Genomic DNA, 25,728 nt, shown 5'->3' with positions numbered 1-25,728 from the left:
GGCGCAGGTCGAGTGCCTTCAGCGAGTCCGGCATCATCCCCAGCCACAGCTGTCCTCCGGTGAACCTGACCTCCAGTCCGGTCGTGCGCGGCGAGGAGGGGGGGGGGGGGGGGGGGGGGGGGGGGGGGGGGGGGGGGGGGGGGAAAACCCCCCCCCCCCCCCCCCCCCCCCCACTCCACTTTTGCGCTCCCTGGCCGCCGGGTAAGGTTAGGTTAGCCTCACCGGTCATCGGGGCGGCGTTACGTATCGATCCCGGCGGGAGGTGGACCGCGTGTTCGTCTGCAGTTGCTTCGGTGTCACCGAGCAGCAGGTCAAGAAGCACGCGGCGGACGGCGCCTGCACCCCTCGCCAGATCGCGTCGGCCTGCAAGGCGGGTACGGACTGCGGTTCGTGCGTCCGCCGTATCCAGGCGATCCTGGGCAGGGGCGCGTGCCCGCGCCGTGAGTCGGCCGACCAGGGGCAGCCCGCCTTCTCCGAGGTGCAGGAACTCGAGGAAGCCGCCTAGCCCGTCGGGCCCGGCTCCTCGACGACGGGGATCAGCTCTCCGGCTGTTCGATCAGCTGCGCGATGTAGAGCGCCTCACCGAGCTTCTCCAGCAGCTCCAGCTGGGTGTCCAGGTAGTCGATGTGGTGCTCCTCGTCGGCGAGGATCGACTCGAAGATGTTGGCGGACGTGATGTCGCCCTTGGCCCGCATCACCTCGATACCGCGCTTGAGGCGGTCGATCGCCTCGACCTCGATCTGCCGGTCGGCCTCGAACATCTCCCGCACGGTCTGGCCCACGCGGACGTGGAACAGCCGCTGGTAGTTGGGCAGGCCGTCCAGGAACAGGATCCGGTCGGTGAGGACCTCCGCGTGCTTCATCTCGTCGAACGACTCGTGCCGCGTGTACTTCGCGAGCTTCGTCCAGCCGAAGTTCTCCTGCATCTTCGCGTGCAGGAAGTACTGGTTGATCGCGGTCAGCTCGGCCGTGAGCTGCTCGTTGAGGAATTCGATGACCTCGGGGTCGCCCTGCATCGCAAAGGCTCCTTCCAAGCGGGGAACTGGGAGGTTGCGCCGCGATGATTGCACCGGCATCGAAGATCGTCCAGTAAGTGCAAGCTTAGTAAGTTAGCCCAGCCTTAGTTCGTTTTGTCCGGGTCGGGTGGGGGCTGGTCATGTGCACCACTCGGGGTCTGTCAGGATGGAGTCATGGGTCAGCCGGTGGGACGCGAGTCGGGAGATCGCGCATCTGAGAACGCGGCACAGCCGCAGCTTCCGCCGGGACAGCGACTCCAGCGCGGCTGGCCGGTGACGCACTACGGCCCCGTACCCAAGTTCCGCCCCGAGCGGTGGGACTTCCGGGTCTTCGGCGCCACCGCCGACGGCGAGAAGCACAGCTGGACCCACGACGAGTTCACCGCCCTGCCGTACGCCTCGGTCGTGGCCGATCTGCACTGCGTGACGAAGTTCAGCATGGTCGGCGCCGAGTGGGGCGGCATCCCCGCCCGGACGATCCTGGAGATCGCGCCTCCCGCCGCCGAGGTCACCCATGTGATGGTGTGGGCCGAGTACGGCTTCAGCTCCAACCTCCGGCTCAGCGACTTCGCCTCGGACCGCACGATCTTCGCCACCCACAAGGACGGCGAGCTCCTCACCGCCGAGCACGGCTTCCCCCTCCGGCTCGTCGTGCCCCACCTCTACGCCTGGAAGGGCCCCAAATGGGTCCGCGGCATCGAGTACATGACCGCCGACCGGCGGGGCTTCTGGGAGGAACGCGGCTACCACAACATCGGCGACCCGTGGCGCGAGCAGCGCTACTCCTACCAGGAGGAACCGGGGGAGGGCCCCGAACTCTGAGCCCGGGCGGCGGCCGGCGCCGGCGGGGCCCCCGGCTCTGACCGGGGGCGGTGCCGGTGCGGCCCGTCAGCCGTCGCGGAGCTTCTTCAGGCGCTCCACGTCCGCCGCGTGGCCCTCCTTGCCGCCGGGGGTCTCGATGATCAGGGGGACGCCCTCGGTGGCCGGGTGGGTCATCAGCGCGCGGAACGGGTCCTCGCCGATGTGGCCCGAGCCGATGTTCTCGTGGCGGTCCTTGTGGGCGCCGACGACGTCCTTGGAGTCGTTGGCGTGGATCAGTTTCAGCCGCCCCTCGCCGACGGTGTCCACCAGCAGGTCCAGCGTCCGGTGCATGCCGTCGGGCCCGGTGAGGTCGTGGCCCGCCGCGAAGATGTGGCAGGTGTCCAGGCAGACCCCGAGCTTCGGGTGGGCGTCGAGCGCCTCGAAGTACGGGCCGAAGTCCCAGGTCCGCGAGCACAGGGAGGAACCCTGGCCGGCCGTCGACTCCAACAGCAGAAACGGGTCGTCGTCGTGGGTCAGCTCGTCCAGCAGCGGCAGCAGACGGGTGCGCACCTGCTTCAACGCGACCGAACGGTCCCGGCCCCCGGTCGCGCTCCCGGTGTGCACGACCACGCCGAGGGCGCCGATCTCCCGGCCCCGGCGCAGCGAGTGCCGCAGCGACTCCACGGACCTCTCGACGGTCGCCTCGGTGTGCGAACCGAAGTTGATCAGATAGGGGGCGTGCACGTACGCGGGGATCGACTCGGCCGCGCAGGCCGCCCGGAACTCCTCGTCCTGCCGCGGGTTCCCCACGGGCGTCGCCCAGCCCCGCGGGTTCGCGACGAAGACCTGCACGGTCTCGGCCCCCAGATCGCGGGCGTACGCCAGCCCGACCGAGTTCAGGCCGCCGGCGACGGGCACATGCCCGCCGACGGGGTTGCGCGCGGGCCCGGACCCGGGGGCGGGGCAGGCGACGGGAGCGGACGCGGGGGAGGCGGCGGGAGCGGACGCGGGGGAGGCGGCGGGAGCGGACGCGGGGGAGGAGGGGCCGGGACGGCCGGGGGACTGCTCGGTACTCACCGCACAAGGGTGTCATGCGGCAGAAGTCACCCGGACGGCGGACGGCGGATGGCGGATGGCGGATGGCGGATGGCGGCTCGGGGCCCCGCTCCGGGGCCCCGACCGCGGCGGACCTGGGTCAGCCGATCTCGATGGTGATCGTCGAGCCCTTGGGGGCCGTCTCGCCGCCCTCCACCGACTGCTTCTTGACCTCGTCGCCGAAGAGTCCGAGGAGACCCCGGTCCTCGTCGACCTCGAAGCCCGCGTCCTCCAGCCTGCGGGTGGCCTCGTCGACGCTGTCGCCCACGACGTCCGGGACCTCGATCATCTCGGGGCCCTTGGAGAGCGTCAGGGTCACCGTGTCACCCGTGCCGACCTGCTTGCCCGCGCCCGGGGACGTCTCGGCGACCAGGCCCTTGTCGAACTCGGAGTTGACCTGCCCCGAGGCGATCTCCACCTTCAGGCCCTTGTCCTCCAGGGCGGCGGTGGCGTCCTCGACCGAGGAGCCGGCCACGTCCGGGATCTCCACCCGCGCGCCCCGGCTGACCACGAGCGCGACGGCCGAACCGGAGGACGCCTTCGTACCGGCGCCCGGCTCGGTGCGGATCACCTGACCCCGGATGACGTCGTCGCTGAACTCCCGCGTCACCAGACCCGGTTCGAGCCCGTCGCTCTTCAGCCGGGCCTTCGCCTTGTCCAGCCGGTAGCCCGTGAGATCGGGCAGCTTCACGGTCTCGGGGCCCTTGGAGATCGTCAGCGTGACGGTGTCGTTGTCCCGGATGCGGCCGCCCGGCTCCGGGTGGGTACGGATCACCTGGCCGCGCTTGACGGTGTCGCTGAACTCGCGCTCGACCCTGACGCCGAGCCCGGCCCCCTCGATGCGCTGCGACGCGGCGGCCTCCGACTGGGCCAGCACCGCGGGGACCTTGGTGAACTGCCCCGAGCTGATGTACCAGATGCCGCCGCCCACACCGAGGACGAGCAGCACGGCGGCGACGATCGCGAGCATGCCCCGGCGCGGCGCGCTGCCGCCGCGCGCGGTGCGCCGGGGCGGCGGCGGGGGCGTCTCGAACCGGCTCGTACGGTCCAGCTCGTCGAGCCCGGCCGACCGCGAGACGGTCAGCGCCCGCGGGATGACGCTCGTGCGGTCCTCCGCGTTGTCGTGCCCGGCCGTTCTCGCCTGCGGCGGCACCGCGTCCAGCTGTTCGACGCTCAGCGCCGACCGCGCCTCCAGCGTCTGCGCGAGCAGCGCGACCGCGTCGTACGGGCGCAGCTCCGGATTGCGGGCGGTCGCCGAGGCGACCAGCTCGTCCAGCTCGTACGGCAGACCGGGCACCGCGGCCGACGGCGGCGGCACGTCGTCGTTCAGCGCGTGGTAGAGCACCTGGGCGGGGGTGTTCCCGCCGTGGGGTTTGCCGCCCGTGAGCATCTCGTACAGCATCACCCCGCACGCGTACACGTCCACGCGGGTGTCGGTCGTGCCGTGCTCCAGCTGCTCCGGGGCGAGGTAGGCCACGGTGCCGAGCACGCTGCCCGTGGTGCTGGTGACGGTGTCCACGGCGCGGACCAGCCCGAAGTCGGCGACCTTGACCCGGCCGTCGTCGCCGATCAGCACGTTCTCCGGCTTCATGTCGCGGTGCACGAAACCGGCGCGGTGGGCGGCGCCGAGGGCGGCGAGGATCGGCTCCAGGATGTCCAGCGCGGCCCGCGGCTGGAGGGCGCCGCGCTCGCGCAGCACGTCCCGCAGGGTGCAGCCGGCGACGTACTCCATGGCCAGGTACACGTACGACCCGTCGGCGCCCTGGTCGAAGACCCCCACCACGTTCGGGTGGGAGAGCCGCGCCACCGACTTGGCCTCGCGGATGAACCGCTCCACGAACGAGCCGTCCGCGGCCAGGGTCGGATGCATCACCTTGAGCGCGAGCACCCGGTCCAGGCGGGTGTCCACGGCCCGGTAGACCGTGGCCATCCCGCCGACCGCGATCCGCGCCTCGACTCGATACCGGCCGTCGAGCACCTGGCCGACAAGCGGGTCCTGAAGGGTCGTGTCCACGCAGGTGAGTCTACGAGCCGCCACGGACACCCCCACCCGTTCCGGGGCGACGGGGACGGACTGCAGCAGACCTGTGACCGTCCTGGACCCGGACGGGGGACCGCCGCTCAGAACGCCGGCCGCTCCGGGTCCAGGCGGGCCAGGCCCTCCTCGGGGGACGACGCCTGCGCGAAGTGGCGCCGGGGGATGCGGCCCGCCCGGTGCGCGAGGCGGCCCGCCTCCACCGCGTTCCGCATGGCGGCGGCCATCAGCACCGGCTCCTGCGCCCGGGTCACCGCGGAGGCGAGCATGACTCCCGCGCACCCCAGCTCCATCGCGAGCGCCGCGTCCGACGCCGTACCGGCCCCCGCGTCCAGGATCACCGGTACGCGCGCGTGCTCCACGATCAGCTGGAAGTTGTGCGGGTTGCGGATGCCGAGCCCGGACCCGATCGGCGACCCGAGCGGCATGATCGCGGCGCAGCCGACGTCTTCCAGCTTCCGCGCGAGCACCGGGTCGTCGTTCGTGTACGGCAGCACCGTGAAACCGTCGTCGACCAGCGTCTCGGCGGCGTCCAGCAGCTCGATCGGGTCCGGCAGCAGCGTCCGCTCGTCGGCGATGACCTCCAGCTTCACCAGGTCCGTGCCGAGCGCCTCCCGCGCTAGCCGCGCGGTGAGCACGGCCTCGCCCGCCGTGAAGCAGCCGGCGGTGTTGGGCAGTACCCGGATGCCCAGCTTGTCGAGCACGGACAGCACCGAGCCGTGCACGGCCGCGTTCACCCGGCGCATCGCGACCGTCGTCAGCTCCGTGCCGGAGGCCACCAGCGCCCGTTCCAGCACGTCGAGGCTGGGGGCGCCGCCGGTGCCCATGATCAGGCGGGACGAGTAGGTCGTACCGCCGAGGACGAAGGGGTCGTCTGCCATGGGTCAGCCTCCTTGGACGGCGGTCAGGACCTCGACGCGGTCCCCCTCGGAGAGGAGCGTCGACGGCCACTGCGCGCGGGGGACGACGGTTTCGTTGAGCGCGGCGGCGACCCCGGACGGGGACGCGGTGAGCGTCCGTACGAGGGTGTCGAGGGCGGTGCCGGGGGCGACCCGCCGGCGCTCCCCGTTGACGAGGACGGTCAGGGAGCCGGTGAGGTCCGTGGCGCTCATGCGGGCTGCTCCGTGAGTTCCCTGGGCGCCCCGGCACGGAACCGCAGCGGTGTGAAGTCCCGCGCCAGCTCGGGCAGTTCCCCGCTGATCAGGACATGTGCCAGGACGTCACCGGTGACCGGGGTGAGGAGGACCCCGTTGCGGTGGTGGCCCGTCGCGAGGAGCAGGCCGTCCAGTGCGGTGGGGCCGAGAAGGGGGGCGTTGTCGGGGGAGCCGGGGCGCAGTCCCGCACGGGTCTCGGTGAGCGGCAGCTCGGTGATGCCGGGGACGAGCTCATGGGCGTCCCGCAGCAGTTCGTACACCCCGCCCGCGGTGACCGTCGTGTCCCAGCCCAGTTCCTCGCTGGTCGCGCCGACGACGAGTTCGCCGTTCTCGCGGGGCACCAGGTAGACGTGGCTGCCGCGGACCACGGCCCGGACGGTCCGGGTCAGGAAGGGCGCGTACCGCTTCGGCACGGTCAGCCGCAGCACCTGTCCCTTCACGGGCCGCACCGGCGGCAGCACCTCGTCCGGGACCCCGGCGAGCCGCCCGCTGTGGCTGCCCCCGGCCAGGACCACCTGCCCGGCGGTCAGCGCGGCGCCGTCGTCGGTCCTGACCCCGGCGGCCCGCTCCCGCACCACGGAGAGCTCCTGTGCCCAGGCCCGGTGGAACACGACCCCGGCCCGCTCGCAGGCCGTGACAAGGGCCCTGGAGAGCCGCCTCGGGTCGATCTGGTGGTCCCCGTCGACCCGCAGTCCGCCGCGGACACCCGGTGCCAGCATCGGCTCCAGCCGACGGCACTCGCGTCCGTTCAGCCACTCCGACTCCAGGCCCGAACGGCGTTGCAGGTCGTGCAGTTCGCGCAGGTGGGCGCGGTCGTCGGCGTCGAGGGCGACGGCGAGCGTCCCGGAGCGGCGGTAGCCGAGGTCCACGCCGGTCGCCTCGGTCAGCTCGGCCGCGAAGTCCGGGTAGCGGCGCGCGGACTCCAGGTTGAGCCCCAGCAGCGTCTGCTCGCCGTAGTGCAGCTCGGTGACCGCGGCGAGCATCCCGGCCGCGACCTGGGCCGCCCCGCCGCCCGGACCGGGATCCACGACGGTGGTGGTGAGGCCGCGCTGGGCGGCCCGCCAGGCCGTGACCAGCCCGATGATCCCGCCCCCCACGACGAGGACGTCTGAGGTGTGCGTACGCGACATGGGCGTCCAGCCCCTCCCTTCGCCGGCATGACCCGGATCAGGTTCGTACGGTCGGAGGCCGCCAGCCTCCCTCTCAGCCCGGTGCGTCCGGGCTCCCGCGAGTGCTCTACGGTGGCCCACCCTAGCCCGTGCCGTATCGCTCAGTAAGGGAGCCTGTGCCGATGGCCCGCTCGCTCGACGGACTCCTCCTCGCCCCCGTGGCGGACCAGGCCCCAGGTCAGGTCGGCACCCGCACCCGGTTCGCGTACCACGAGAGGGACGGCGAGATCTGGGCCGACTACGCGGGCGGCGACGTCGTACGCGGCCATCTCCTGGGTACCCGTGAGGGTGACCGGCTGGACTTCCGGTACGTCCAGCTGCGGACCGACGGGACGACCGCGTCCGGGCACTGCGTGTCCCGGGTGGTCGAACTGCCCGACGGGCGAGTGCGGCTGGAGGAGACCTGGAAGTGGGAGTCGCGGCCGGGCAGCGGGACGAGCACGGTGGAAGAGATCCGGGAGGCGATCGAGGCGGCGGACGGAGCTGTGCAGCAGGTCACGGCGGACGACCGCTGACTGACGGATCGTCAGTTGTCTATGGTGATCAGGTGAACGAGCAGACACGGGCAGCGGGACGGACGACGGCGCGCCGGGTCGTCGTCGTGGGCGCCGGCATGGCAGGGGTGCAGACCGCGGTCGCCCTGCGCGAACAGGGCTTCCCCGGCGACGTGACGCTGATCGGAGCCGAACCCCACCAGCCGTACGACCGGCCGCCGCTGTCCAAGGCCGTGCTCCTCGGCAAGGCCGAGGACTCCGCCTTCGACGTCGACTTCGAGGCGCTCGGCATCGAACTCCGCCTCGGCCGCGAGGTCCTGGGCGTCCGCCCCGCCGACCACGAACTGGACACCGCCGCAGGCCCCGTCCCGTACGACGTCCTGGTCCTCGCCACCGGCGCCGAACCGATCCGGCTGCCCGGCACGGAGGGCGTGCCCGGCGTGCATCTGCTGCGCACCCTGGACGACGCCGAGCGGCTGCGGCCCGTCCTCGCCGAGCAGCACGACATCGTCGTCGTGGGCGCCGGCTGGATCGGCGCCGAGTTCGCCACCGCCGCGCGGGAGGCGGGCTGCGCGGTCACCGTCGTGGAGGCCGCCGACCGCCCGCTGGCCGGTGCGCTGCCCGCCGAGGTCGCCGCGCCGATGACCGCCTGGTACGCCGACAGCGGCGTCGGGCTGCGGACCCACGCGCGCGTGGAGCGCGTCGAGCCGGGCACGGTCGTCCTGGACGACGACTCCCGGATCCCGGCCGGTGCCGTGGTCGTCGGCATCGGGGCCCGCCCGGCGACGGCCTGGCTCAAGGGATCCGGCATCGAGCTGGGGCCGCACGGGGACGTGATCGCCGACGACCACCTGCGCACCTCCGCGCCCGACGTCTATGCGGTCGGCGACTGCGCCTCCTTCCCCTCGGGCCGGTACGGCGAGCGCCTCCTGGTCCACCACTGGGACAACGCCCTCCAGGGCCCCCGCACGGTCGCCGCCGACATCGTCGGTGAGACCCCGCAGCCCTACGATCCGGTCCCCTACTTCTGGTCGGAGCAGTTCGGCCGCTTCGTCCAGTACGCGGGGCACCACCCCGCCGCCGACACCATGATCTGGCGCGGGGACCCCACGGGCGCCGCCTGGACGGTGTGCTGGCTGCGCGAGGACCGCCTCGTCGCCCTGCTCGCCGTCGGCCGGCCGAGGGACCTCGCCCAGGGCCGCCGCGTCATCGAGTCGGGCACCCCGATGGACCCCGCCCTGCTGGCGGACCCGGCGAGACCCCTGAAGGCCGCGACGGTGTAGCCCGCCGTCCGGCCCGCTCCTCGGCGGGCCGACCCCCCGGAGGGCCCCGCTCGGCTACCCACTGTCAGTCCCAGATGGCAGTCTTGGTGACGTGACCGAGATTGACGCAAAGATCGATGCTCTCGTCCCCGCGTGGCTGACCCTCCCCGACATCGCCGAGATGCTCGGCGTCGAGGTGACCCGTGTGCGGCAGCTGGTCAAGGAGGGCCAGCTCATCGCCGTACGCCGTGGTGAGAACCGCGCGCTGCACGTCCCCGCCGCCTTCATCGACGGAGACCGGGTCGTCAAGGGCCTGTCCGGCACCCTGACGCTGCTGAGGGACGACGGCTTCACCGACGAAGAGATGCTGGAGTGGCTCTTCACCCCCGACCCGAGCCTGCCCGGCACCCCGGCCCAGGCGCTCAGCGAGAACCGCGGCACGGAGGTGAAGCGCCGCGCGCAGGCGCTCGCCGTGTGATCGCCAGGGCCTGAGAAGCCGCACCACGGGCAGGCCCCGTACCACCACGGGACCCGCACCACCGCACCATCCGGAACAGCATCGTGCGGCGTACGGCAGCCAGGGGCCGAGAGGGCCCCGGCCGCCGTGCGTCGCACCGACACCGCACCGCCGACGGGGGACCCATCCATGACCGACGCCCGCGCCCAGCTCGCCGACGCCCGGCTCTACCTCTGCGTGGACGCCCGCAGGCGCCAGGGCGACCTCCCCGAGTTCCTGGACGCGGTCCTCGGCGGCGGGGTGGACATCGTCCAGCTGCGCGACAAGGGCCTGGAGGCGGCACAGGAGCTGGAGCTGCTGGAGCTGTTCGCCGAGAAGTGCCGCAGGCACGGCAAGCTGCTCGCCGTGAACGACCGGGCCGACGTGGCGCATGCCTCCCGGGCCGGGCACACGGGCGGCGCCGACGTCCTGCACCTGGGCCAGGACGACCTCCCGGTCCCCGCCGCCCGCGCGATCCTCGGCGACGACATCCTCATCGGCCGCTCCACCCACTCCGAGGAGGAGGCCGCGGCCGCCGCCGCGCAGGAGGGCGTGGACTACTTCTGCACGGGCCCCTGCTGGCCCACCCCCACCAAGCCCGGCCGCCCCGCCCCCGGCCTCGACCTCGTGCGGTACACCGCCGCGCTGGGCACGGACCGGCCCTGGTTCGCCATCGGGGGCATCGACCTCGGCAACCTCGACGAGGTCGTCGAAGCGGGTGCCCGCCGGGTCGTCGTCGTCCGCGCGCTCACCGAGGCCGACGATCCCGCGGCCGCGGCGGCGGAGTTCGCCAAGCGGCTGCGCGCCCTCTGACGCCTGAGGGCGCCCGGGCTGTCCAAGGCGTGGACACCCGGGCCGATAAAGCGGACAAAAGGGGGTGCTCTGGTTGGGGGACGGCCCCGACCTGACTAACCTGCGGTTATGGCCCTAGGAACCGCCTCCACCAGGACTGATCGCGCACGGACCGTGCGTGACATGCTCGCCACGGGCAAGACCACGTACTCGTTCGAGTTCTGGGCTCCCAAGACCGAGAAGGGCGAGCGGAACCTGTGGAACGCCCTCCGCAGGGTCGAGGCGGTGGCCCCCAGCTTCGTCTCCGTGACCTACGGAGCGGGCGGTTCCACACGCGCCGGCACCGTCCGGGCGACCGAGCAGATCGCCGCCGACACCACGCTCACCCCGGTCGCCCACCTCACCGCCGTCAACCACTCCATCGCCGAACTGCGCAACATCATCGGCCAGTACGCGGACGCCGGTATCCGCAACATGCTCGCGGTCCGCGGTGACCCGCCCGGCGACCCCATGGGCGACTGGGTCCCGCATCCGCAGGGCCTGACGTACGCCGCCGAACTCGTCCACCTCATCAAGGAGTCGGGCGACTTCTGCGTGGGCGTCGCCGCGTTCCCCGAGATGCACCCCCGGTCCGCCGACTGGGACGCCGACGTGGCCCACTTCGTGGACAAGTGCCGGGCCGGCGCCGACTACGCGATCACCCAGATGTTCTTCCACCCTGACTCGTACCTGCGTCTGAGGGACGCGGTCGCGAAGGCCGGCTGCGAGACCCCCGTCATCCCGGAGGTCATGCCCGTCACCAGCGTCAAGATGTTGGAAAGGCTTCCCCAACTCAGCAACGCGGCCATCCCGGACGTCCTGAAAGAGCGGATCGTCACAGCCAAAGACGATCCGGCCGCTGTACGCTCCATTGGCATCGAGTTCGCCACGGAGTTCTGCGCGAGGCTGCTGGACGAGGGAGTCCCCGGACTTCACTTCATCACCCTGAACAACTCCACCGCGACTCTGGAAATCTACGAGAACCTGGGCCTGCACCACCCACCGAGGGCCTAGACCGGTCGCACTCGCGTACGACACACTGCGAAGCGGCCACAGGGAGAGGGGCGTACATGGGCTGGACGGTCCTCTACATCGCGTTCGGCATCGTCGCGTTGTGGCTGCTCGGCGAGGTGCTGCTCCAGTACAAGGCGCGACTGCGGTGGAGGCTGCTCGCCTTCGCCGGGTTCCTCTGCGTGGTCCTCGGCGTCCTGATGCCCAATGTGATCGTCATCGGGGTGGGCGCGATCGCCTTCGCGGTCGGCCAGACGTATGTGACCTTGTCCTTCCGCCGTGGTTTCGAGGCGGGTTGGGCCGTCCGCCCGCGCTCCGGTGAGGGCGCGGAGCCGGCCGCGTCCAAGCCCGGCAAGAAGCGGCGCCGGGGCGAGCCGGAGCGTCAGGACCCCACGCTGGAGGTGTCCGACCTCCAGCCCACGGCCGCCGGAACGTACCAGCAGGACGACGACCCGCTCGACCAGGACGACGACGTCTTCGTCCGCCCGAAGTCCACCCCCTCCGGCGCCGGGGCGAGCACCGTCTACTCGCCGGAGCCCCTGCCCGACGACACCAGCACCTACGGCGTCTACCGCGAGGACAACGCCTACGCCGCCACCCCGGGCGGCGAGTCCTTCGCGACCGCCGACCAGACCCAGGACGAGGCGTTCGCCTACTACGGCTACGACCAGCAGGGCTACGGCTACGACCAGTCCCAGCAGCAGTACGCCGCCTACTCCGACCCGTACATCGGCACCCAGACCTACGACGCCACCGCCTCCTACGACCCGTCCTACGGTCAGCAGGGGTACGGGCAGCAGGGCTACGGACAGGACGCATACGGGAACGGCGCCTACACCGGCGAGACCCCGCCCGGCGGGGTGTGGGTCCCGCAACAGCGCAACACCGACGACCCGTTCGGGTCGGACCTGCCGACGGACCAGTCGTACCCGTACCAGGGCAACGGCAACGGGTACGACGAGCAGCAGTACCGTTTCTGACAGCCGGTCCGCGTCACCCGGCCGTGGCCGGCCCTCGTGCCCCGCTGTGCCACCGCCCGCGGCGGCCGGCTCTCACTGCGAGCCGCTGAAGCCCGGCCCTTCCACGATCAGCCCCGCCACCAGGGAGCCCGACATACCGGCGTGCGGGAGCCCGCCGCCGGGGTGCGACCAGCCGCCGACCGTGAACAGGTTCGGCAGCGCCGTGGTGTTGGCCGGGTGGAGCAGCCGGCCGTCGCCCGCGGCCAGCGCCGGGGCGGGGACCGCGCCGCCTGCCGCACCGGTCGTGCGCTCGATGTCCGCCGGGGTGCGCACCTCGTGCCACAGCAGCCGGTCCCGGAGGCCGGGCACGGCCCGCTCGGCGACGGTGATCAGGGCTTGCGCGTGCCGCTCGAAGACCTCCAGTTCCGCCCGGTCCCACGCGGGTTGGGCGGGCACCACCGAACCGATCACGATCGCCTCGTGCCCGGGGTCCGGCACCCACGCCGGATCGTCGGGGCGCAGCACCGTCACCGTGGGCCGCGCGACGACCCCGGACGACGGGCCGAACAGCAGGTCCAGTTCGCTGTCGCGGTCCTCCGCGTGCACCACCGTCCGGTGTGCCGTGCCCTCCGGCCGGCCACCGCGCAGCGCGAGCAGCACGGTCAGCCGGCTCGTCCCCGCCCGCTGGGCCGGCACCTCGCCGTCACCCCGGACGGCCGACTGCCGCACCGCCCGGCCCAGGGCCTCGGGCGCCACCCCGGCGACCACGAAGTCCGCCTCGGCCACCGTCCCGTCCGCCGACTCGACCCCGGCCGCCCGGCCGTCCTTCTCCGCGATCCGGGTGATCTCGGCACCGAAGACGAACTCGACCTTCCGGGCCAGACACCGCTCGTACAGGGCCCGCGCCAGCTCCCGGATGCCGCCCCGGACGTACCAGGTGCCGAAGGCGTGCTCCATGTACGGCAGGACCGACGCGCTCGCCGGGGTGGTGCGGGGGTCCAGTCCGTACGCGAGGGCGTGGCTCTCCAGCAGGGCCGCCAGCCGGGGGTCGCGCAGCTCCCAGGCGCCGATCTCGGCGAGGGTGCCGGCGCGGCGGGTGCGCAGCAGCCGCTTGTGGGGCACCGCCGGATAGGGCTCGCGTTCGGCGAGGATCCGCCAGTCGGTCCACAGCGGCTCCTCCAGCAGGGGCCGTCGAGTGCGGTCCCACGCCTCGCGGGCCCGGACCAGGAAGTCGCCCCAGCGGTCGCCCGCCCCCGAGCCGAGTGCCGTGTTCAGGGCGGCGACCACACCCGCGCGTGAGGCGTTGGGCAGCAGCAGGTCCGTGCCGTCGGCGAAGACGTGCCGCGCGGCCGGGTCGACCTGGACCAGGTCGACGCACTTCTCCAGCGGCTCCTTGCCGGTCTTCAGGAACAGGTCGCGGTAGACGGCGGGCAGCGGCAGCAGCGCCGGGCCCGTGTCGAACGCGAAGCCGTCGCGCTCGTACCGGCCCACCGCACCGCCGTAGGTCGTCGTGCGCTCGTACACCACCACCCGGTGGCCCGCGACGGCCAGCCGGGCGGCGGCCGCCATGGCGCCGAGACCGGCGCCGATCACCGCAATCCTTGCCATGGCTGCGACCTTAGCGGGCGCCGCCGGCGCCCCGTTCCGGGGGACTGGGCGGGGCCCCGGCGGCCCCGGGGGAGTATCCGCGCGGGCGTTCGCGTGACCAGGGGGGCGCCGCCGGGTCTGGGGGTGAGCGCGCAGGGCTGAGTACGCGTACCTACCGGGGGAGATGAGTAGCCGCGCGGATGGGCTCCGTCCGCGCGGACGGAAGAGTGGAGGCACGGGAAGGGGCGTGGCTCCGGGACCGCCGGCACGGGGCGGCGGAACGGGTCTCGCGCTCCTACCGCTCCTTCCGCCGACAGGGTCGAGGCTTCGACGGGTCGGCGGGAGCGAGACACGGGGGAACCGGGGGAACGGGGGACGGGGGCGGGGGGAGCGAGGGGGAACAGGGGGGAACGGGGAAGCGCCGGTTCGAGGTGGCCCGCGGGGGACGCGGCCAGTCCGAACCGGCGCTCTCGTTCGTACGGGGGTGCGGTCCGCGCCTACCGGTTGCCGCTGACCCGGCCCTGGAGCAGCCGTGACAGTGCCGAGTGCACGTCGTCCAGGGAGCGCTCCGGCTGGAACGCCTTCCAGTCCAGGGCGGCCACCAGGACCATGCCTACCAGGGCCGACGCCGTGAGGCCGATGTCGATCTCCTCGCTCAGCTCGTCCGCCTCGACGCCCTCGCGCAGCACGTTCTCCACGACGGCGACCGCCTCCTGGCGGACCACCATGAGCGTGGACTGCCAGGCCCGGTTGGTGCGCCACAGCTCGGCCACGTACAGCTGCGTGAACGACGGGTAGCGGTCGATGAAGACGAGGCCGGCCCGGATCATCGCGTCCAGGGCGTCGACCCTGCTGCCGCCGTCCGCGGCGGTGCGGTCGGCCGCCTCGCGCAGCGACGCGGTGAGGAGCCCCACGCCGTGCCGCAGCAGCTCCTCGAAGAGGACCGACTTGCTGGCGAAGTTGTAGTAGACGGTGCCCTTGGCCACGCCGGCGCGCTCGGCGATCTCGTCGACCGTGGTGGCGGAGAACCCCTGCTCCGCGATGAGGGTGACGGCCGCCTCGTAGAGCTTCTGCCGGGTCGCCTCGCGGCGTCCCCCGCCTGCGCCGCCGGGGGCGTTGCTGCTTTCCATGGCCCTGATTGTCACAGGAACCGTCCGGTGCGCGGTCACAGAGTCAACTCCGGGTGCAGTCGGTCGAGGGTCCACACCTGCTTGCGGCGGGCCGACAGGGCGGTCAGGGCGAGGGCGCCCGCGGTGAAGGCCACCAGCACGGCGCACGCCTGCCAGACCGGGCCGAGGCCGCCGCCCGTGATCAGCCGCCGCAGGGCGTCCACGACATGGCTCATCGGCAGGAACGGGTGGACCGCGTTGAAGAAGTCCGGGCTGGTCTGCACGGGGTACGTACCGCCCGCGGACGTCAACTGGAGCATCAGGAAGGCGAGGACGAGGATCCGGCCGGCGGCGCCGAAGCGCGCGTTGAGCCACTGCACGATCGCCGCGAAACACGCCGTCACCAGGAACAGGAAGCCCACCGTCCCGGCCGCCCGGACCATCTCCAGGCCCACCGCCCAGTGCAGCACCGCCATGAGCGCGACCGTCTGGAGCACACCGAGGGCGGCCACGGGCAGCCAGCCCGCCAGCGCGATCCGCCACGCCGGGGAACCGGCCGCGAGGGCACGCTTGTTGAGCGGCGGGATCAGCATGTACGCCACCATCGCGCCCACCCACAGGGACAGCGGGATGAAGTACGGGGCGAAACCGGTGCCGTAGTTGGGCGCCTTGTGAAGGTCCTTGCTGGCCAGACGTACCGGGTCGGCCATCACCTCGGTGCGACGGTCGCGGTCCTTCTCGTCGTAGTCCGGGATCCGGTCGGCCCCGTCGTGCAGCCCGCCCGCGAGCTTGCCGGAGCCGTCGGCCAGCTTGTACATGCCGCCCTTGAGGCTGTTCGCGCCGGTCTTCAGGTCGCCGACGCCGGTGTCGAGGTCCTCGGCGCCCGTCTTGGCGGTGCCGAGACCCGTGTGCAGCGTCTTGGCGCCCTTGGCGACCTTCGAGGCGCCCTTGTTGAGCGCGTTCACCTTGGTCACGGCGTCGTCGAGGTCCCCGGACAGGTTCGGCGCGGCCTTGGCGAGGGCCCGGGCCTGCCGTTCCAGGGTCTTCAGGTCCGTCTTGAACGCCTTCAGGTCGCCGTCGTAGTTCTTCACCACCGTGTTGACGTCCTCGGCGAGCCGTGCCGCCTCCGCCGCCGCTTCCTTCGCCTTCTTCAGGTCCCCGCAGGCGGGGTCGGGCAGCGTCGGGTCCTCGCAGCGCCGCTTGTAGACGTCGTCGAGGGTGTCGGAGGCGGCCCGGGTGCCGGTCTCGGCGGCGGGGGCCGTGGTGACGAAGGCCGTGAGGTGGTTGCGGATCGTCGCCGCCGAGTCGGCGACCAGGGTGGCGGTGTCGGCGATCGTGTCGCCGTTCTCGTCGAGGAAGGGCCGGACCTGGTCGGCGGCTCCGTTGACCTTGTCGGCGAGGCTCTGGGTGCCGTTCGCGACCTGCTGGGCGCCGTCCTGGAGGTCGCCCGCGCCCTGGTCCAGGTCGGTGAGGCCGCCGGACAGCTTGCCGCTGCCCTCCTTGGCGGCCTTCAGCCCGTCGGCGAGGTCCTTGGAGCCCTTCTCCGCCTTGTCGATACCGCCCTTGAGGTCGTCGGCACCGTCCGCGGCCTTCTGGGTCTTCTCGTGGATGTCGGAGAACGAGATGAAGATCCGGTCCAGGAACGACCGGGACGTCTTCGTCGACGCCGCCGTCCGCACCTCGGAGAACACCGTCCGGGAGATCTGTCCGACGATGTAGTTGTTCGCGTCGTTCGTACGGACCTGGAGGGCGCCCGTCTCCGGCGCGTCACCGGAGCTGGACGCGATGCGCCGGCTGAAGTCCGAGGGCATGGTCAGCGACAGGTAGTACGTGCCGTCCTCGACGCCGTCGCGGGCCTGCTCGGCGCTCACCTCGTGCCACTCGAAGGTGTCGCTGTCCCGCAGCCCCTCGGCGATCTCGTCGCCGGCCCGCAGCTTCCGCTCGCCGACCGACGCCCCCTTGTCGTCGTTCACCAGCGCCACCGGGATGCGGTCCAGGCGGCCGTACGGGTCCCAGAAGGACCACAGGTACAGGGCGCCGTACAGCAGCGGCAGCAGCATGAGCGAGGCCAGCGCGGCGCGCGGGAGCTTCCCCCGCCCGAACCGCCTGAGCTCAAGCGAGGCGAGTTTCGGCGATCGCATCGCCCTTCTCCTTGTCGTCGTCACCGCGGTCGGTCGTGGAGGCGGTCTCGGGCTTGGCCTTGGTGTCGGTCGGGGTCCGGGTCTCGGGCTCGGCCCTGGTCTCGGGCTCCGTCTCGGTCCCGGCCCCCGTCCCGGCCTCGGCGTTGTCCTCGGTCCCCGTCTCGGCCCCGTTTTCGGCCCCGTTTTCGGCCTCGGTCTCGGGCTCGGCCCCGGTGTCCGTCTCCGTCCCCGTCTCGCTCTTCCGCGCCGTCGACACGACGAGCGCGCCCTCCGGGGCCTCGCTGCACACCGCGACGACCGTGGTGCCGGCCTCGGCGAGGGACCGCAACAGGGCCCATATCCCGGCCCGTTCCGCCTCGGAGAGTTTCAGGTCGGTGTCGTCGACGCCGAGCAGGCGGGGACGGCCGATGAGGGCCAGGGCGAGCGAGAGCCGCAGGGCCTCCACCCGGTCCAGGTCGCGCACGGCGGTCCGGTCGCCCTTGGGCAGCGCCGAGCGGTCGAGCCCGGCGGCGGCCAGCGCCGCGTCGATCCGGTGCTCGGCCTCGGCCCTCCGCTCACGGCGGGGCCGGAGCAGTCCGCGCAGGGAGCCGTCGAACCGCCGCTGCAGCAACGCCCGTTCCCGCAGGTGCTCCCCGACGGTGAGCGCCGGGTCCAGGTCCGTGACGCCGGGGACGTGGGCCAGGGCGCTGATCCGGCGTACGGCGGCCAGCTGCTTCGGCAGCCGCAGGGCACCCACCGTGGCGTGCCCCTCGCTCGCCTTCATCCGCCCGGTGAGGGCGAGCAGCAGACAGGTCCTGCCCGATCCCGAAGGACCCTCGACGGCGATCAATGAACCGGGCTCGGCGTGGAACCCCACCCCTTGGAACACCCACCCGCGCGGGCCCTTGATCCCCAGGCCCTCGGCGCCGACGGCGACGCCGCCCCCCTCGCCGGCGGGTGCCGCGGCTGTCGTAGGCGGCTCGTCCATGTGCTCCGGACCCCCTCGTGCCTTTTTGAACTGACTGGTCAGTGCAAAATTTACCTCGAACCTTCGAGCGAAGCAAAAGCCCAGGTCAGAACGGATTGTCAGTGGCATACCTCACGATGGGCACATACGGCACCCCGTGTCAGGGCGTGCCGTCACAGAGACGACAGGAGGTTCGTCATGGCCACGTACCACGCGGCAGCCGCCAACCGGCGCCGTGCCACCGGCCCTGCCCCCTCACTGACCGGCCCGGCGAGCGACGTGCACCCCGTGCTGCGCCGGGCGACGGCCCCGCCCGCCGCACTCGACCTGCTCGCCCAGGCCCGCGCCGGCCTCGACGAGGCGTCCGCGCTCCAGGCCCCCAACGAGCGGTACGCGACGGCCCATCTGGCCGCCCTGCGCACCGCCGCCGCCGTGCTCGCCGCCCGGGGCCGCCCCGAGCCCACACCTAAGCGGCGGGCGAAGATCCGCAGCGCCTGGGAAGTGCTTCCCGAGATCGCGCCCGAACTCACCGAGTGGAGCGCGCTGTTCGCCTCCGGCGCCGCCCGCCGGGCGCGTGCGGAAGCAGGCATACGGGGCGCGGTGAGCGCGCGCGACGCCGACGACCTGATGCGCGACGTGGCGATGTTCCTGCGCCTCGTCGAGCGGATGCTGGTGCTCCAGCCGGTCCTTCCGCAGCCACGGCAGGACGGCGACGGAGGGGTGCCGGACGCGGGCTGACCGACCGTCCCGGCGCCGCCCATTAGGGTTGGGGGCACCCGAAATCTCCGCCACGGCCCCCCGGCCGCCGGCGGAACCAGCAAGCCCACCGCTCCGCCGCACACCAGGCGGTGCCGCGCCGAGGAGTCAACTGCCGTGTCGGACCCGTCGCGCCCCCGCGCCTCCCTCCGTACCGCCGTGGTCTGGGACGTTCTCCAGGACGCCCTCGAGCGCCGAGTGAAGGCCACGGGGCGGGAGTCGCTCGACGTGCTCGACACCGGGGGCGGCAGCGGCAAGTTCGCGGTGCCCGCGGCCCGCCTCGGTCACCGCGTCACCGTCGTCGACCCCAGCCCCAACGCGCTGTTCGCGCTGGAGCGCCGGGCCGCCGAGGCCGGTGTCGCCGACCGGGTGAGGGGAGTCCAGGGCGACGCGCACGGCCTCTTCGACGTCGTCGAGCGCGGCGGCTACGACGCCGTGCTGTGCCACGGCGTCCTGGAGTACGTCGACGACCCCGCCGAGGGCATCGGCAACGCGGTCGCCGCCCTGCGCGCCGACGGCGTCCTCAGCCTGCTCGCCGCCGGACTGGGCGGCGCGGTGCTCGCACGGGCCCTCGCCGGGCACTTCAAGGAGGCCAGGCAGGCGCTCGACGACCCGAACGGACGCTGGGGCGAGGGTGATCCCGTACCCCACCGCTTCACCGCCGAGCAGCTCACCGCGCTCGTCGAGGAGGCGGGCCTCGCGGTGACCGCCGTGCACGGTGTCCGGGTCTTCGCCGACCTCGTCCCCGGTGTGCTCGTCGACACCGAGCCGGGCGCCCTCGACGCCCTCCTGAAGCTGGAGGCCGCCGCCGCGGAACTGCCCGCGTTCCACTCCGTGGCCACGCAGCTGCACGTGCTCGGCGAGACCCGGGGTGCCGCCGAGGTCTGAGCGTCTGCTGTGCCGTGCCCCCTGATCAGGGGCGCGGCGGCGGATGGAGTACGCCACAGGCCCCCCGATCGGGCGCTCGGAGCCGTATGATCGAGGGAGACCGTCCGGCATGACGGGCCGTTCGCTGGGGAATCCACACCTCAGCGAGTCGGGGTGCCATGGCGGGTTCCGGTTGGCGAATTGGCGTAGAGGGGCGGGTTTCAAGGGGGCGATTCCCTGCCTATCCTGAAGAGGACCCCCCGGGTCGCCCCGGCGACCGCACGATGAGGAGGACTCCGTGCCGCTCTCAGAGCACGAGCAGCGCATGCTCGAGCAGATGGAGCGAGCGCTGTACGCCGAAGATCCCAAGTTCGCGTCAGCGCTTGAGGGAAGCGGGCTGCGTACGTACACCCGGCGGCGGGTCTACCAGGCGGTCGCGGGCTTTCTGGTGGGTATCGCGCTCCTCATGGCCGGAATGGTCGCACAGCAGATCTGGGTCAGCGTGGTGGGATTCCTCGTCATGCTGGGCTGCGCCGTGCTCGCCGTGACCGGTTGGCGCAAGGCCCCCAAGCCGGGTGAGCAGCCCACCGTTCCCACAGGCTCCGCCGGTGCCCGTCGTCAGACACGGCAGCGCCGCTCCATGATGGATCGAATCGAACAGCGCTGGCAGCGCCGCCGCGACGAACAGGGCGGCCACTGAGCCCCCGGAGTAGCCGGACTCCCCGCCAGACCTGAAGATCAGATGAAGGGTGACCGTCCTGGTGACGGTCACCCTTCGGTCACGCCTGGAATCGAACACGGGGCACCCTCGCGCCGCCGGGCACCGGTCATCGGTCATCGGTCGCCGGTCGCGGTCGCCGGTCGCCGTGACGCCCTGGCCCCGACGCAAGTCCGCCCCCACCGGGACAACCGGTGGGGGCGGACTCATGCGGGTGCGGACCTCGGTCGGACCCGGACCTCAGTTGTTCTGGCCGGTCGGCGTCGACGGCCGGCGCAGCGTCGGGCGGCGGGCGGCCAGTTCCGACGTGAGGGCCGACCAGCGGGCCGAAGCCGCCCAGATCACGCGGACGGTCGAACGGGGCAGGAAGAGCGCCCGGAAGCGGGCCCAGCGGTCGACCTGGGCCCGCAGCCCGGCCGCCACATGGTGCGCGTCCTGGGCGAGCCCCGCCGGGACCTGCGGCTGCGGGGCGTAGAGAACCTGCTCCACGGCCGCCGCCAGCCGGTGCACCGCCGCCTCGGCCGGCGGTTCCAGCCGCCCCAGCCGCACGATCCGCGCGGCGGCCTTGCGCGGTGTCTGCGACTCGTCCGGCGCGATGCCGTAGTCCCACGCCGTGTCGGTCACCTCCTGCCAGACCGCCAGGGCGTGCGCCGCGGTCTCCGCGGGTGTCCGCCCGTGCGCGCCCAGCCGCACGGACCGCGTCCGCATCCGCCACAGCATCGGCAGCAGGGGAACGGCGAGCAGCGCCAGCGCCCCGGGGACGATCAGCAGCGTCCAGGGGGAGAAGAACACCAGCCCCCAGAACCCGCGCTGCTCGTCGTAGGAACCCGGCAGGGCCGCCGCGGACTCGGACGAGCAACCGCCCTGCAGACGCACCTGCTGCGCCGAGCAGCTCTCGCTCTCCGACGGCGCCGTGGACGGCGCCGTGGACGCCGACTGCGACGGCCGCGGCACCTCCGGCAGGCCGTTGTCACCGGACGACTCGGGCTGGGTGTACTCGGGGGTGGTGCCCCGGTTCGGGGTGGGCTCGAAGCGGGTCCAGCCCACGCCCTCGAAGTACAGCTCGGGCCAGGCGTGCGCGTCGCGCAGCCCCACCGACATCGAACCGTTCGCCTCCGGGGTGCCGGGGGTGAAGCCCACCGCGACCCGGGCCGGAATGCCCAGGGTGCGGGCCATGGAGGCCATCGCGAACGAGAAGTGGACGCAGAAGCCCTCCTTCTCCTGGAGGAACCGGGCGATCGCCCGCGAGCCGGTCCCGCTCTGCACCTCGGTGTCGTAGGTGAACTCGCCGCTGAACGCGAACCAGTCCTGGAGCTTCACGGCCCGCTCGTAGTCGTTGGCGGCGCCCGCCGTGACCTCGCGAGCGGTGCGCGCCACCACCGGCGGCAGCGACGAGGGCACCTCGGTGTACTCCCGCTTCAGGGCGGGCGGCGGTGCCGGCGCCGACGCCAGCTGCTTCGCGGTGGGCCGCACGATCAGGCTCCTGACCGTGTACTGCGCGCCCTTGGTGTCCTGGCCGTGGTCGCCGACGAGCGTGCGGCCCACCGGCTCGTACCGCCAGTCGCCGTCGATGTCCACGGACGTCACCGGATACGGCATCGGCAGCCAGTTCTGCGCGTAGTCCTTCGCCGCCGCTATCCGGGTTTCGATCTCGTTCCGCTTGACGGCGGGACCCAGGCCGTTCGGCGTGCCGAAATCGTCCGGGACGCCGGTGATGGACCGCTCGGTGGGCTTCCAGGAAGTGCCGTCGAAGTCGTCCAGGGAGACGATCCGCAGATACATCTCCTGGATGTTGTCGGTGTTCGTGCGGTACGACAGGACCTGGCGGTCCTGGTCGACGTTCAGGCTCTCGCTCAGCTGGACCAGCGGGTTCACCGCGGAGATCGTGCCGCCGCCCCCGGAACCCGCGCCGAGCCCGCCGCCCGCGCCGCCCAGCAGGCCGCCGTCGAGGGCGGGCAGGCCCAGCGGCACCACCAGGGCGATACCGAGCGCGACCGCGCCGATCCGCCGCCCGGTGCGCACCGGGGCGACGGCGCCACCCCCGGTCTCCATGCCGGGAGCCCGCGCCCCGCCGCCGAAGACCCGGCCCCACTGCGAGAGCCGGTCGCGGCTCTCGGCCAGCAGCAGCATCAGATAGCCGGCGGAGGCGATCAGGAAGAACAGCCACGCGGCGCCGTCCGACAGCCCCGCCGCCACCGAGTAGAGCGCCAGCAGCGGCAGACCGGCCGGGGCCGCGCTGCGGAACGTCACCGCGAGCGCGTCGACCATCAGGCCGATGACCAGGACACCGCCGATCACCATCAGCTGGATGCCGTCCGTCATCGGCGCCGGGATGGCGTACCGGCCGACGTCGTCGGCACCGCTGCGCAGCAGCGAGCCGAAGTGCTGGAACGCCTCCGGGCCCGGGAACAGCCCGGCCAGCGCCTGCTGCCGGGCGAAGACCAGCGTCAGCATCATCAGCGTGACCAGGGCCTGCGCGGCCACCGTCAGCGCACGGGCCAGCGGCACCCGCCGGGCGAGCGCTCCCACTCCGCTCTGCACACCCAGCATCACCGCGGCCTGGAAGATCCAGGTCGCCGGCTCCACCAGCGGCAGCAGGGTGCACGCCGCCATGATCGTGGCGGCCCAGGCACACAGCGCCAGCCTCGCCCGACCGCTCATGACCGTCCCTCCGTCCCGATCCCGGAGACCATGCCGGTGCGCTGCCGGTCCGCCTGGCGCCACAGGTCCGTCAGCGAGGCGCCGCGCGGCACGCTCAGCGCCGTCCAGCCCGCCTCGTGCAGCAGGCGCAGCGACTCCTCGCCCGCGCTGTCGCCGTCCGTGGCGGGCACCTCGCCCGACTCCCGGGTCCACGTCTCGCTGTCCAGCAGGAAGGCGATCGCCCCGCCGCTGCGCCGGCGCATCCTGCCGATCAGCCCCGCCTGCTCCTCGTCGAGGTCGCCGAGGAAGGCGACCAGCAGCCCCTCGTTGCCACCGCGCAGCACGTCGTACGCGGAGGAGAGGCTGATGCCGTCGGAGTGGTCGATCACCGCGAGGGTGTCCATCATCAGCCCGGCCGCGTCGGCGGACTCCTGGCTGGAGCCCGCGAAGCCGTCGGCGCCCTCGCCCGGCACCGAACTGCCGGTGTCCGTCAACAGTCGTACGGAGAAACCCCGTTCGAGCATGTGCACCAGCATGGACGCGGCGCCCGAGACGGCCCACTCGAAGGCCGAGTCGGGGCCAGCGCCGAGATAGCCCACGGCGCGGGTGTCCAGCAGGACGGTGCAGCGGGCGCGCTGGGGCTGCTCCTCGCGGCGCACCATCAGCTCGCCGTAGCGCGCGGTGGAACGCCAGTGCACCCGGCGCAGGTCATCGCCGCGCCGGTAGCCGCGCGGGATCACGTCGTCCTCACCGGCCAGCGCCAGCGAGCGCTGCCGGCCGTCGCCGTACCCCTTCGCCTCGCCGCTCAGCCGCACCGGTGGCAGCGCCTCCACGCGCGGGATGACCGTCAGGGTGTCGAACGTCGAGAAGGACCGGGTCAGCTCGCACATCCCGAACGGGTCGGTCAGCCTCAGCTGGAGCGGTCCCAGGGGGTAGCGGCCGCGCAGATCGGAGCGGACGCGGTACGACACCTCGCGGCGGCCGCCCGCCTCGACCCGGTCCAGCACGAACCGGGGACGCGGACCGAGCACGTACGGCACCCGGTCCTGGAGCATCAGCAGCCCGGTGGGCAGCCGCGAGACGTTGTCCATCCGCAGATGGACGCGGGCCTCGCTGCCGGCGGGCACGCGCGCGGGGGAGAGGCGGCGGCTGCCCGCGACCCGGTAGCGGGTGCGGTACAGGACGGTCGCGCAGACCAGCGGCAGTACGGCGAGCAGCAGACCGACCCGGAGCAGATCGCTCTGCCCGAGCACGTACGCGCATATCGCGGCCGCCACCCCGGCGGCGAGGAAGGAGCGCCCGCGTGTGGTGAGCCCGGCGAGAGCCGTGCGCAGCCCGCCCTTGTCCTGCTCCGGGGCGGGCGCGGGCCCCGCGGTGGTCATCCAAGCCTCCGCGGCGGCTGCTGCGGATACGCGGGCGCGGTGCGGACCGCGCCGAAGCCGCCCTGCGGCGGCGCGGCCTGCGGCACGGGCGTGCGCTGCAGGATCTCCTGGACGACCTGCTCCGGCGTCCGGCGGTTGAGCTGGGCCTGCGCGGTGGGCAGCAGCCGGTGCGCGAGGACCGCGACCGCCAGGGACTGGATGTCGTCCGGCAGCGCGTATTCCCGGCCGCTGAGAGCGGCGGTCGCCTTCGCCGCACGCAGCAGATGCAGCGTGGCGCGCGGCGAGGCGCCGAGTCTGAGGTCGGGGTGGGTGCGGGTGGCGCCGACCAGGTCCACCGCGTAGCGCCGTACCGTTTCCGCGACGTGCACGCCGCGGACGGCCTCGATCAGCTTCACGATGTCATGGGCGTGGGCCACCGGCTGCATGTCCTCCAGCGGCGAGACGCCTCCGTGGACGTCGAGCATCTGGAGCTCGGCCTCCGGGCTCGGGTAGCCGACGGAGACGCGGGCCATGAAGCGGTCCCGCTGGGCCTCGGGGAGCGGGTAGGTGCCCTCCATCTCGACGGGGTTCTGCGTGGCCACCACCATGAAGGGGTGCGGCAGCTCGTACGTGTGTCCGTCGATCGTGACCTGGCGCTCCTCCAGGGACTCCAGCAGCGCGGACTGCGTCTTCGGCGACGCGCGGTTGATCTCGTCGCCGATCACGATCTGCGAGAAGATCGCGCCCGGCTTGAACTCGAACTCCTTGCGCTGCTGGTCCCAGATGGACACACCCGTGATGTCCGACGGCAGCAGGTCCGGCGTGAACTGGATACGCCGTACCGAACAGTCGATGGACCGCGCCAGTGCCTTGGCCAGCATGGTCTTGCCGACGCCGGGGACATCCTCGATCAGAAGATGTCCCTCGGCGAGCAGCACTGTCAGCGAAAGCCGTACGACCTCAGGCTTGCCCTCGATCACCGCCTCGACCGAACTGCGGACTCGCTCCACAGTGCTGGTCAGATCAGTGAGGCTCGCTCGATCGTCATAGGTCGTCACCCGGCCCTCCTCGGCCCGTTCTTTCTCCGGGCCGACGCTCTGCGATGCGGACCGGCCCACCCCGAAACACGGGCACCACGCGCGAACAGTTCCGCGTGTTGCCACACTTGCATTCTTGCTGCCGTTACCGATTCGTGTCACTCGCCTGTGGATAACGGTCGGCTATTTGTCGGCCTTGCACCGTTTTGAGCGCCAAGATGCCAGGAGATTGACAGGAACCCG

Annotated in this window: 24 protein-coding genes, 1 pseudogene and 1 riboswitch; of the genes and pseudogenes, 11 read left to right on the top strand and 14 right to left on the bottom strand. The window is 72.6% G+C overall.

Annotated elements, in window-relative coordinates; translation table 11 throughout:
• Window positions 1-94, bottom strand: a pseudogene (locus ACZ4Z2_RS06225) (pyridoxamine 5'-phosphate oxidase family protein); the annotation flags it as partial.
• 168 nt (window positions 95-262) lie between these two features.
• Between ACZ4Z2_RS06225 and ACZ4Z2_RS06220 the strand changes: the two are divergent.
• Window positions 263-505 (top strand): (2Fe-2S)-binding protein, encoded by a 243-nt coding sequence (locus tag ACZ4Z2_RS06220; RefSeq protein WP_055537704.1) that lies wholly within the window; start codon window positions 263-265, stop codon window positions 503-505.
• 31 nt (window positions 506-536) lie between these two features.
• Here the strand turns inward: ACZ4Z2_RS06220 and bfr are convergent, their stop codons facing one another.
• Window positions 537-1,016, bottom strand: coding sequence for a bacterioferritin (gene bfr / locus ACZ4Z2_RS06215; protein ID WP_468072866.1), 480 nt, complete (start codon window positions 1,014-1,016; stop codon window positions 537-539).
• 174 nt (window positions 1,017-1,190) lie between these two features.
• Between bfr and ACZ4Z2_RS06210 the strand changes: the two genes are divergently transcribed.
• On the top strand, window positions 1,191-1,838 hold the full coding sequence (locus ACZ4Z2_RS06210; protein ID WP_468072864.1) for a sulfite oxidase-like oxidoreductase: 648 nt from the start codon (window positions 1,191-1,193) through the stop codon (window positions 1,836-1,838).
• Between the two features lie 66 nt (window positions 1,839-1,904).
• On the opposite strand, the gene ACZ4Z2_RS06205 is transcribed toward ACZ4Z2_RS06210, so the two are convergent.
• The 5 genes from ACZ4Z2_RS06205 to thiO all read right to left on the bottom strand — a co-directional run bounded on the left by ACZ4Z2_RS06205 (window position 1,905) and on the right by thiO (window position 7,231).
• Entirely contained in the window at window positions 1,905-2,735 is an 831-nt protein-coding gene (locus ACZ4Z2_RS06205) for a deoxyribonuclease IV (protein WP_468072900.1), read from the bottom strand.
• Window positions 2,736-3,012: 277 nt separating this feature from the next.
• The gene (pknB, locus tag ACZ4Z2_RS06200) at window positions 3,013-4,926 is read right to left on the bottom strand and encodes a Stk1 family PASTA domain-containing Ser/Thr kinase (protein WP_468072862.1); all 1,914 of its coding nucleotides are present in this window, start codon (window positions 4,924-4,926) and stop codon (window positions 3,013-3,015) included.
• A gap of 107 nt (window positions 4,927-5,033) precedes the next feature.
• Window positions 5,034-5,828: a thiazole synthase gene (locus tag ACZ4Z2_RS06195; RefSeq protein WP_468072860.1), complete on the bottom strand. Its 795-nt coding sequence runs from the start codon at window positions 5,826-5,828 to the stop codon at window positions 5,034-5,036.
• Between the two features lie 3 nt (window positions 5,829-5,831).
• A complete protein-coding gene (gene thiS / locus ACZ4Z2_RS06190) occupies window positions 5,832-6,032 on the bottom strand; it encodes a sulfur carrier protein ThiS (protein ID WP_468072898.1) in 201 nt (66 codons plus the stop codon).
• Window positions 6,033-6,055: 23 nt separating this feature from the next.
• Window positions 6,056-7,231, bottom strand: coding sequence for a glycine oxidase ThiO (thiO, locus tag ACZ4Z2_RS06185; RefSeq protein WP_468072858.1), 1,176 nt, complete (start codon window positions 7,229-7,231; stop codon window positions 6,056-6,058).
• Window positions 7,229-7,340: riboswitch (TPP riboswitch) on the bottom strand. (Overlaps the previous gene by 3 nt.)
• A 52-nt stretch (window positions 7,341-7,392) precedes the next feature.
• Here thiO and ACZ4Z2_RS06180 point away from each other — a divergent pair.
• The 6 genes from ACZ4Z2_RS06180 to ACZ4Z2_RS06155 all read left to right on the top strand — a co-directional run bounded on the left by ACZ4Z2_RS06180 (window position 7,393) and on the right by ACZ4Z2_RS06155 (window position 12,344).
• Window positions 7,393-7,785 carry an avidin-fold protein gene (locus ACZ4Z2_RS06180; RefSeq protein ID WP_468072856.1) on the top strand — a complete coding sequence of 131 codons (393 nt, stop codon included), beginning with the start codon at window positions 7,393-7,395 and terminating at the stop codon, window positions 7,783-7,785.
• A gap of 32 nt (window positions 7,786-7,817) precedes the next feature.
• A complete protein-coding gene (locus tag ACZ4Z2_RS06175; RefSeq protein ID WP_468072855.1) occupies window positions 7,818-9,047 on the top strand; it encodes an NAD(P)/FAD-dependent oxidoreductase in 1,230 nt (409 codons plus the stop codon).
• Window positions 9,048-9,138: 91 nt separating this feature from the next.
• Window positions 9,139-9,504 (top strand): Rv2175c family DNA-binding protein, encoded by a 366-nt coding sequence (locus tag ACZ4Z2_RS06170; protein WP_468072853.1) that lies wholly within the window; start codon window positions 9,139-9,141, stop codon window positions 9,502-9,504.
• Between the two features lie 168 nt (window positions 9,505-9,672).
• Window positions 9,673-10,335: a thiamine phosphate synthase gene (thiE, locus tag ACZ4Z2_RS06165; protein ID WP_468072851.1), complete on the top strand. Its 663-nt coding sequence runs from the start codon at window positions 9,673-9,675 to the stop codon at window positions 10,333-10,335.
• A gap of 108 nt (window positions 10,336-10,443) precedes the next feature.
• Window positions 10,444-11,367, top strand: coding sequence for a methylenetetrahydrofolate reductase [NAD(P)H] (metF, locus tag ACZ4Z2_RS06160; RefSeq protein WP_468072849.1), 924 nt, complete (start codon window positions 10,444-10,446; stop codon window positions 11,365-11,367).
• 56 nt (window positions 11,368-11,423) lie between these two features.
• On the top strand, window positions 11,424-12,344 hold the full coding sequence (locus tag ACZ4Z2_RS06155) for an SCO2102 family sporulation regulator (protein ID WP_468072847.1): 921 nt from the start codon (window positions 11,424-11,426) through the stop codon (window positions 12,342-12,344).
• Window positions 12,345-12,416: 72 nt separating this feature from the next.
• Here ACZ4Z2_RS06155 and ACZ4Z2_RS06150 read toward each other — a convergent pair whose 3' ends face one another.
• The 4 genes from ACZ4Z2_RS06150 to ACZ4Z2_RS06135 form a co-directional block, all read right to left on the bottom strand.
• Window positions 12,417-13,931 (bottom strand): phytoene desaturase family protein, encoded by a 1,515-nt coding sequence (locus ACZ4Z2_RS06150; RefSeq protein WP_468072846.1) that lies wholly within the window; start codon window positions 13,929-13,931, stop codon window positions 12,417-12,419.
• Window positions 13,932-14,407: 476 nt separating this feature from the next.
• Window positions 14,408-15,040 (bottom strand): TetR/AcrR family transcriptional regulator, encoded by a 633-nt coding sequence (locus ACZ4Z2_RS06145; protein ID WP_468072844.1) that lies wholly within the window; start codon window positions 15,038-15,040, stop codon window positions 14,408-14,410.
• Window positions 15,041-15,075: 35 nt separating this feature from the next.
• A complete protein-coding gene (locus ACZ4Z2_RS06140) occupies window positions 15,076-17,160 on the bottom strand; it encodes a YhgE/Pip family protein (protein WP_468072842.1) in 2,085 nt (694 codons plus the stop codon).
• Window positions 17,132-18,127, bottom strand: coding sequence for an ATP-binding cassette domain-containing protein (locus ACZ4Z2_RS06135; RefSeq protein ID WP_468072840.1), 996 nt, complete (start codon window positions 18,125-18,127; stop codon window positions 17,132-17,134). The genes ACZ4Z2_RS06140 and ACZ4Z2_RS06135 overlap by 29 nt, the downstream gene beginning before the upstream one ends.
• A gap of 177 nt (window positions 18,128-18,304) precedes the next feature.
• On the opposite strand from ACZ4Z2_RS06135, the gene ACZ4Z2_RS06130 reads away from it, so the two are divergent.
• From ACZ4Z2_RS06130 to ACZ4Z2_RS06120, 3 genes are all read left to right on the top strand, one after another.
• Window positions 18,305-18,844: an SAV_6107 family HEPN domain-containing protein gene (locus tag ACZ4Z2_RS06130; protein ID WP_468072838.1), complete on the top strand. Its 540-nt coding sequence runs from the start codon at window positions 18,305-18,307 to the stop codon at window positions 18,842-18,844.
• Window positions 18,845-18,979: 135 nt separating this feature from the next.
• On the top strand, window positions 18,980-19,750 hold the full coding sequence (locus ACZ4Z2_RS06125) for a methyltransferase (RefSeq protein ID WP_468072836.1): 771 nt from the start codon (window positions 18,980-18,982) through the stop codon (window positions 19,748-19,750).
• A 277-nt stretch (window positions 19,751-20,027) separates the two neighbouring features.
• A complete protein-coding gene (locus ACZ4Z2_RS06120) occupies window positions 20,028-20,429 on the top strand; it encodes a DUF3040 domain-containing protein (protein WP_359697148.1) in 402 nt (133 codons plus the stop codon).
• A gap of 258 nt (window positions 20,430-20,687) precedes the next feature.
• Here the strand turns inward: ACZ4Z2_RS06120 and ACZ4Z2_RS06115 are convergent, their stop codons facing one another.
• Genes ACZ4Z2_RS06115 through ACZ4Z2_RS06105 form a run of 3 tightly spaced genes read right to left on the bottom strand, consistent with a single transcriptional unit; the run spans window position 20,688 to window position 25,506 of the window.
• A complete protein-coding gene (locus ACZ4Z2_RS06115; protein ID WP_468072834.1) occupies window positions 20,688-23,108 on the bottom strand; it encodes a transglutaminase TgpA family protein in 2,421 nt (806 codons plus the stop codon).
• Window positions 23,105-24,469: a DUF58 domain-containing protein gene (locus ACZ4Z2_RS06110; RefSeq protein ID WP_468072832.1), complete on the bottom strand. Its 1,365-nt coding sequence runs from the start codon at window positions 24,467-24,469 to the stop codon at window positions 23,105-23,107. Before ACZ4Z2_RS06110 ends, ACZ4Z2_RS06115 begins: the two co-directional genes overlap by 4 nt.
• A complete protein-coding gene (locus ACZ4Z2_RS06105; protein WP_468072831.1) occupies window positions 24,466-25,506 on the bottom strand; it encodes an AAA family ATPase in 1,041 nt (346 codons plus the stop codon). The genes ACZ4Z2_RS06110 and ACZ4Z2_RS06105 overlap by 4 nt, the downstream gene beginning before the upstream one ends.
• Window positions 25,507-25,728 lie beyond the last annotated feature (222 nt).

Source organism: Streptomyces sp. NPDC030183, assembly GCF_055573455.1.
This window is presented reverse-complemented; position numbering and strand designations above follow the sequence as displayed.

Bases quoted from the DNA above. Each gene is read 5' to 3' on its own strand.
- ACZ4Z2_RS06145 (WP_468072844.1), bottom strand. From the start codon at position 15,040: ATGGAAAGCAGCAACGCCCCCGGCGGCGCAGGCGGGGGACGCCGCGAG.
- bfr (WP_468072866.1), bottom strand. From the start codon at position 1,016: ATGCAGGGCGACCCCGAGGTCATCGAATTCCTCAACGAGCAGCTCACG.
- ACZ4Z2_RS06135 (WP_468072840.1), bottom strand. From the start codon at position 18,127: ATGGACGAGCCGCCTACGACAGCCGCGGCACCCGCCGGCGAGGGGGGC.
- ACZ4Z2_RS06155 (WP_468072847.1), top strand. From the start codon at position 11,424: ATGGGCTGGACGGTCCTCTACATCGCGTTCGGCATCGTCGCGTTGTGG.
- ACZ4Z2_RS06110 (WP_468072832.1), bottom strand. From the start codon at position 24,469: ATGACCACCGCGGGGCCCGCGCCCGCCCCGGAGCAGGACAAGGGCGGG.
- thiE (WP_468072851.1), top strand. From the start codon at position 9,673: ATGACCGACGCCCGCGCCCAGCTCGCCGACGCCCGGCTCTACCTCTGC.
- ACZ4Z2_RS06180 (WP_468072856.1), top strand. From the start codon at position 7,393: ATGGCCCGCTCGCTCGACGGACTCCTCCTCGCCCCCGTGGCGGACCAG.
- thiO (WP_468072858.1), bottom strand. From the start codon at position 7,231: ATGTCGCGTACGCACACCTCAGACGTCCTCGTCGTGGGGGGCGGGATC.
- ACZ4Z2_RS06115 (WP_468072834.1), bottom strand. From the start codon at position 23,108: ATGAGCGGTCGGGCGAGGCTGGCGCTGTGTGCCTGGGCCGCCACGATC.
- metF (WP_468072849.1), top strand. From the start codon at position 10,444: ATGGCCCTAGGAACCGCCTCCACCAGGACTGATCGCGCACGGACCGTG.
- ACZ4Z2_RS06210 (WP_468072864.1), top strand. From the start codon at position 1,191: ATGGGTCAGCCGGTGGGACGCGAGTCGGGAGATCGCGCATCTGAGAAC.
- ACZ4Z2_RS06140 (WP_468072842.1), bottom strand. From the start codon at position 17,160: ATGCGATCGCCGAAACTCGCCTCGCTTGAGCTCAGGCGGTTCGGGCGG.
- ACZ4Z2_RS06195 (WP_468072860.1), bottom strand. From the start codon at position 5,828: ATGGCAGACGACCCCTTCGTCCTCGGCGGTACGACCTACTCGTCCCGC.
- ACZ4Z2_RS06130 (WP_468072838.1), top strand. From the start codon at position 18,305: ATGGCCACGTACCACGCGGCAGCCGCCAACCGGCGCCGTGCCACCGGC.
- ACZ4Z2_RS06150 (WP_468072846.1), bottom strand. From the start codon at position 13,931: ATGGCAAGGATTGCGGTGATCGGCGCCGGTCTCGGCGCCATGGCGGCC.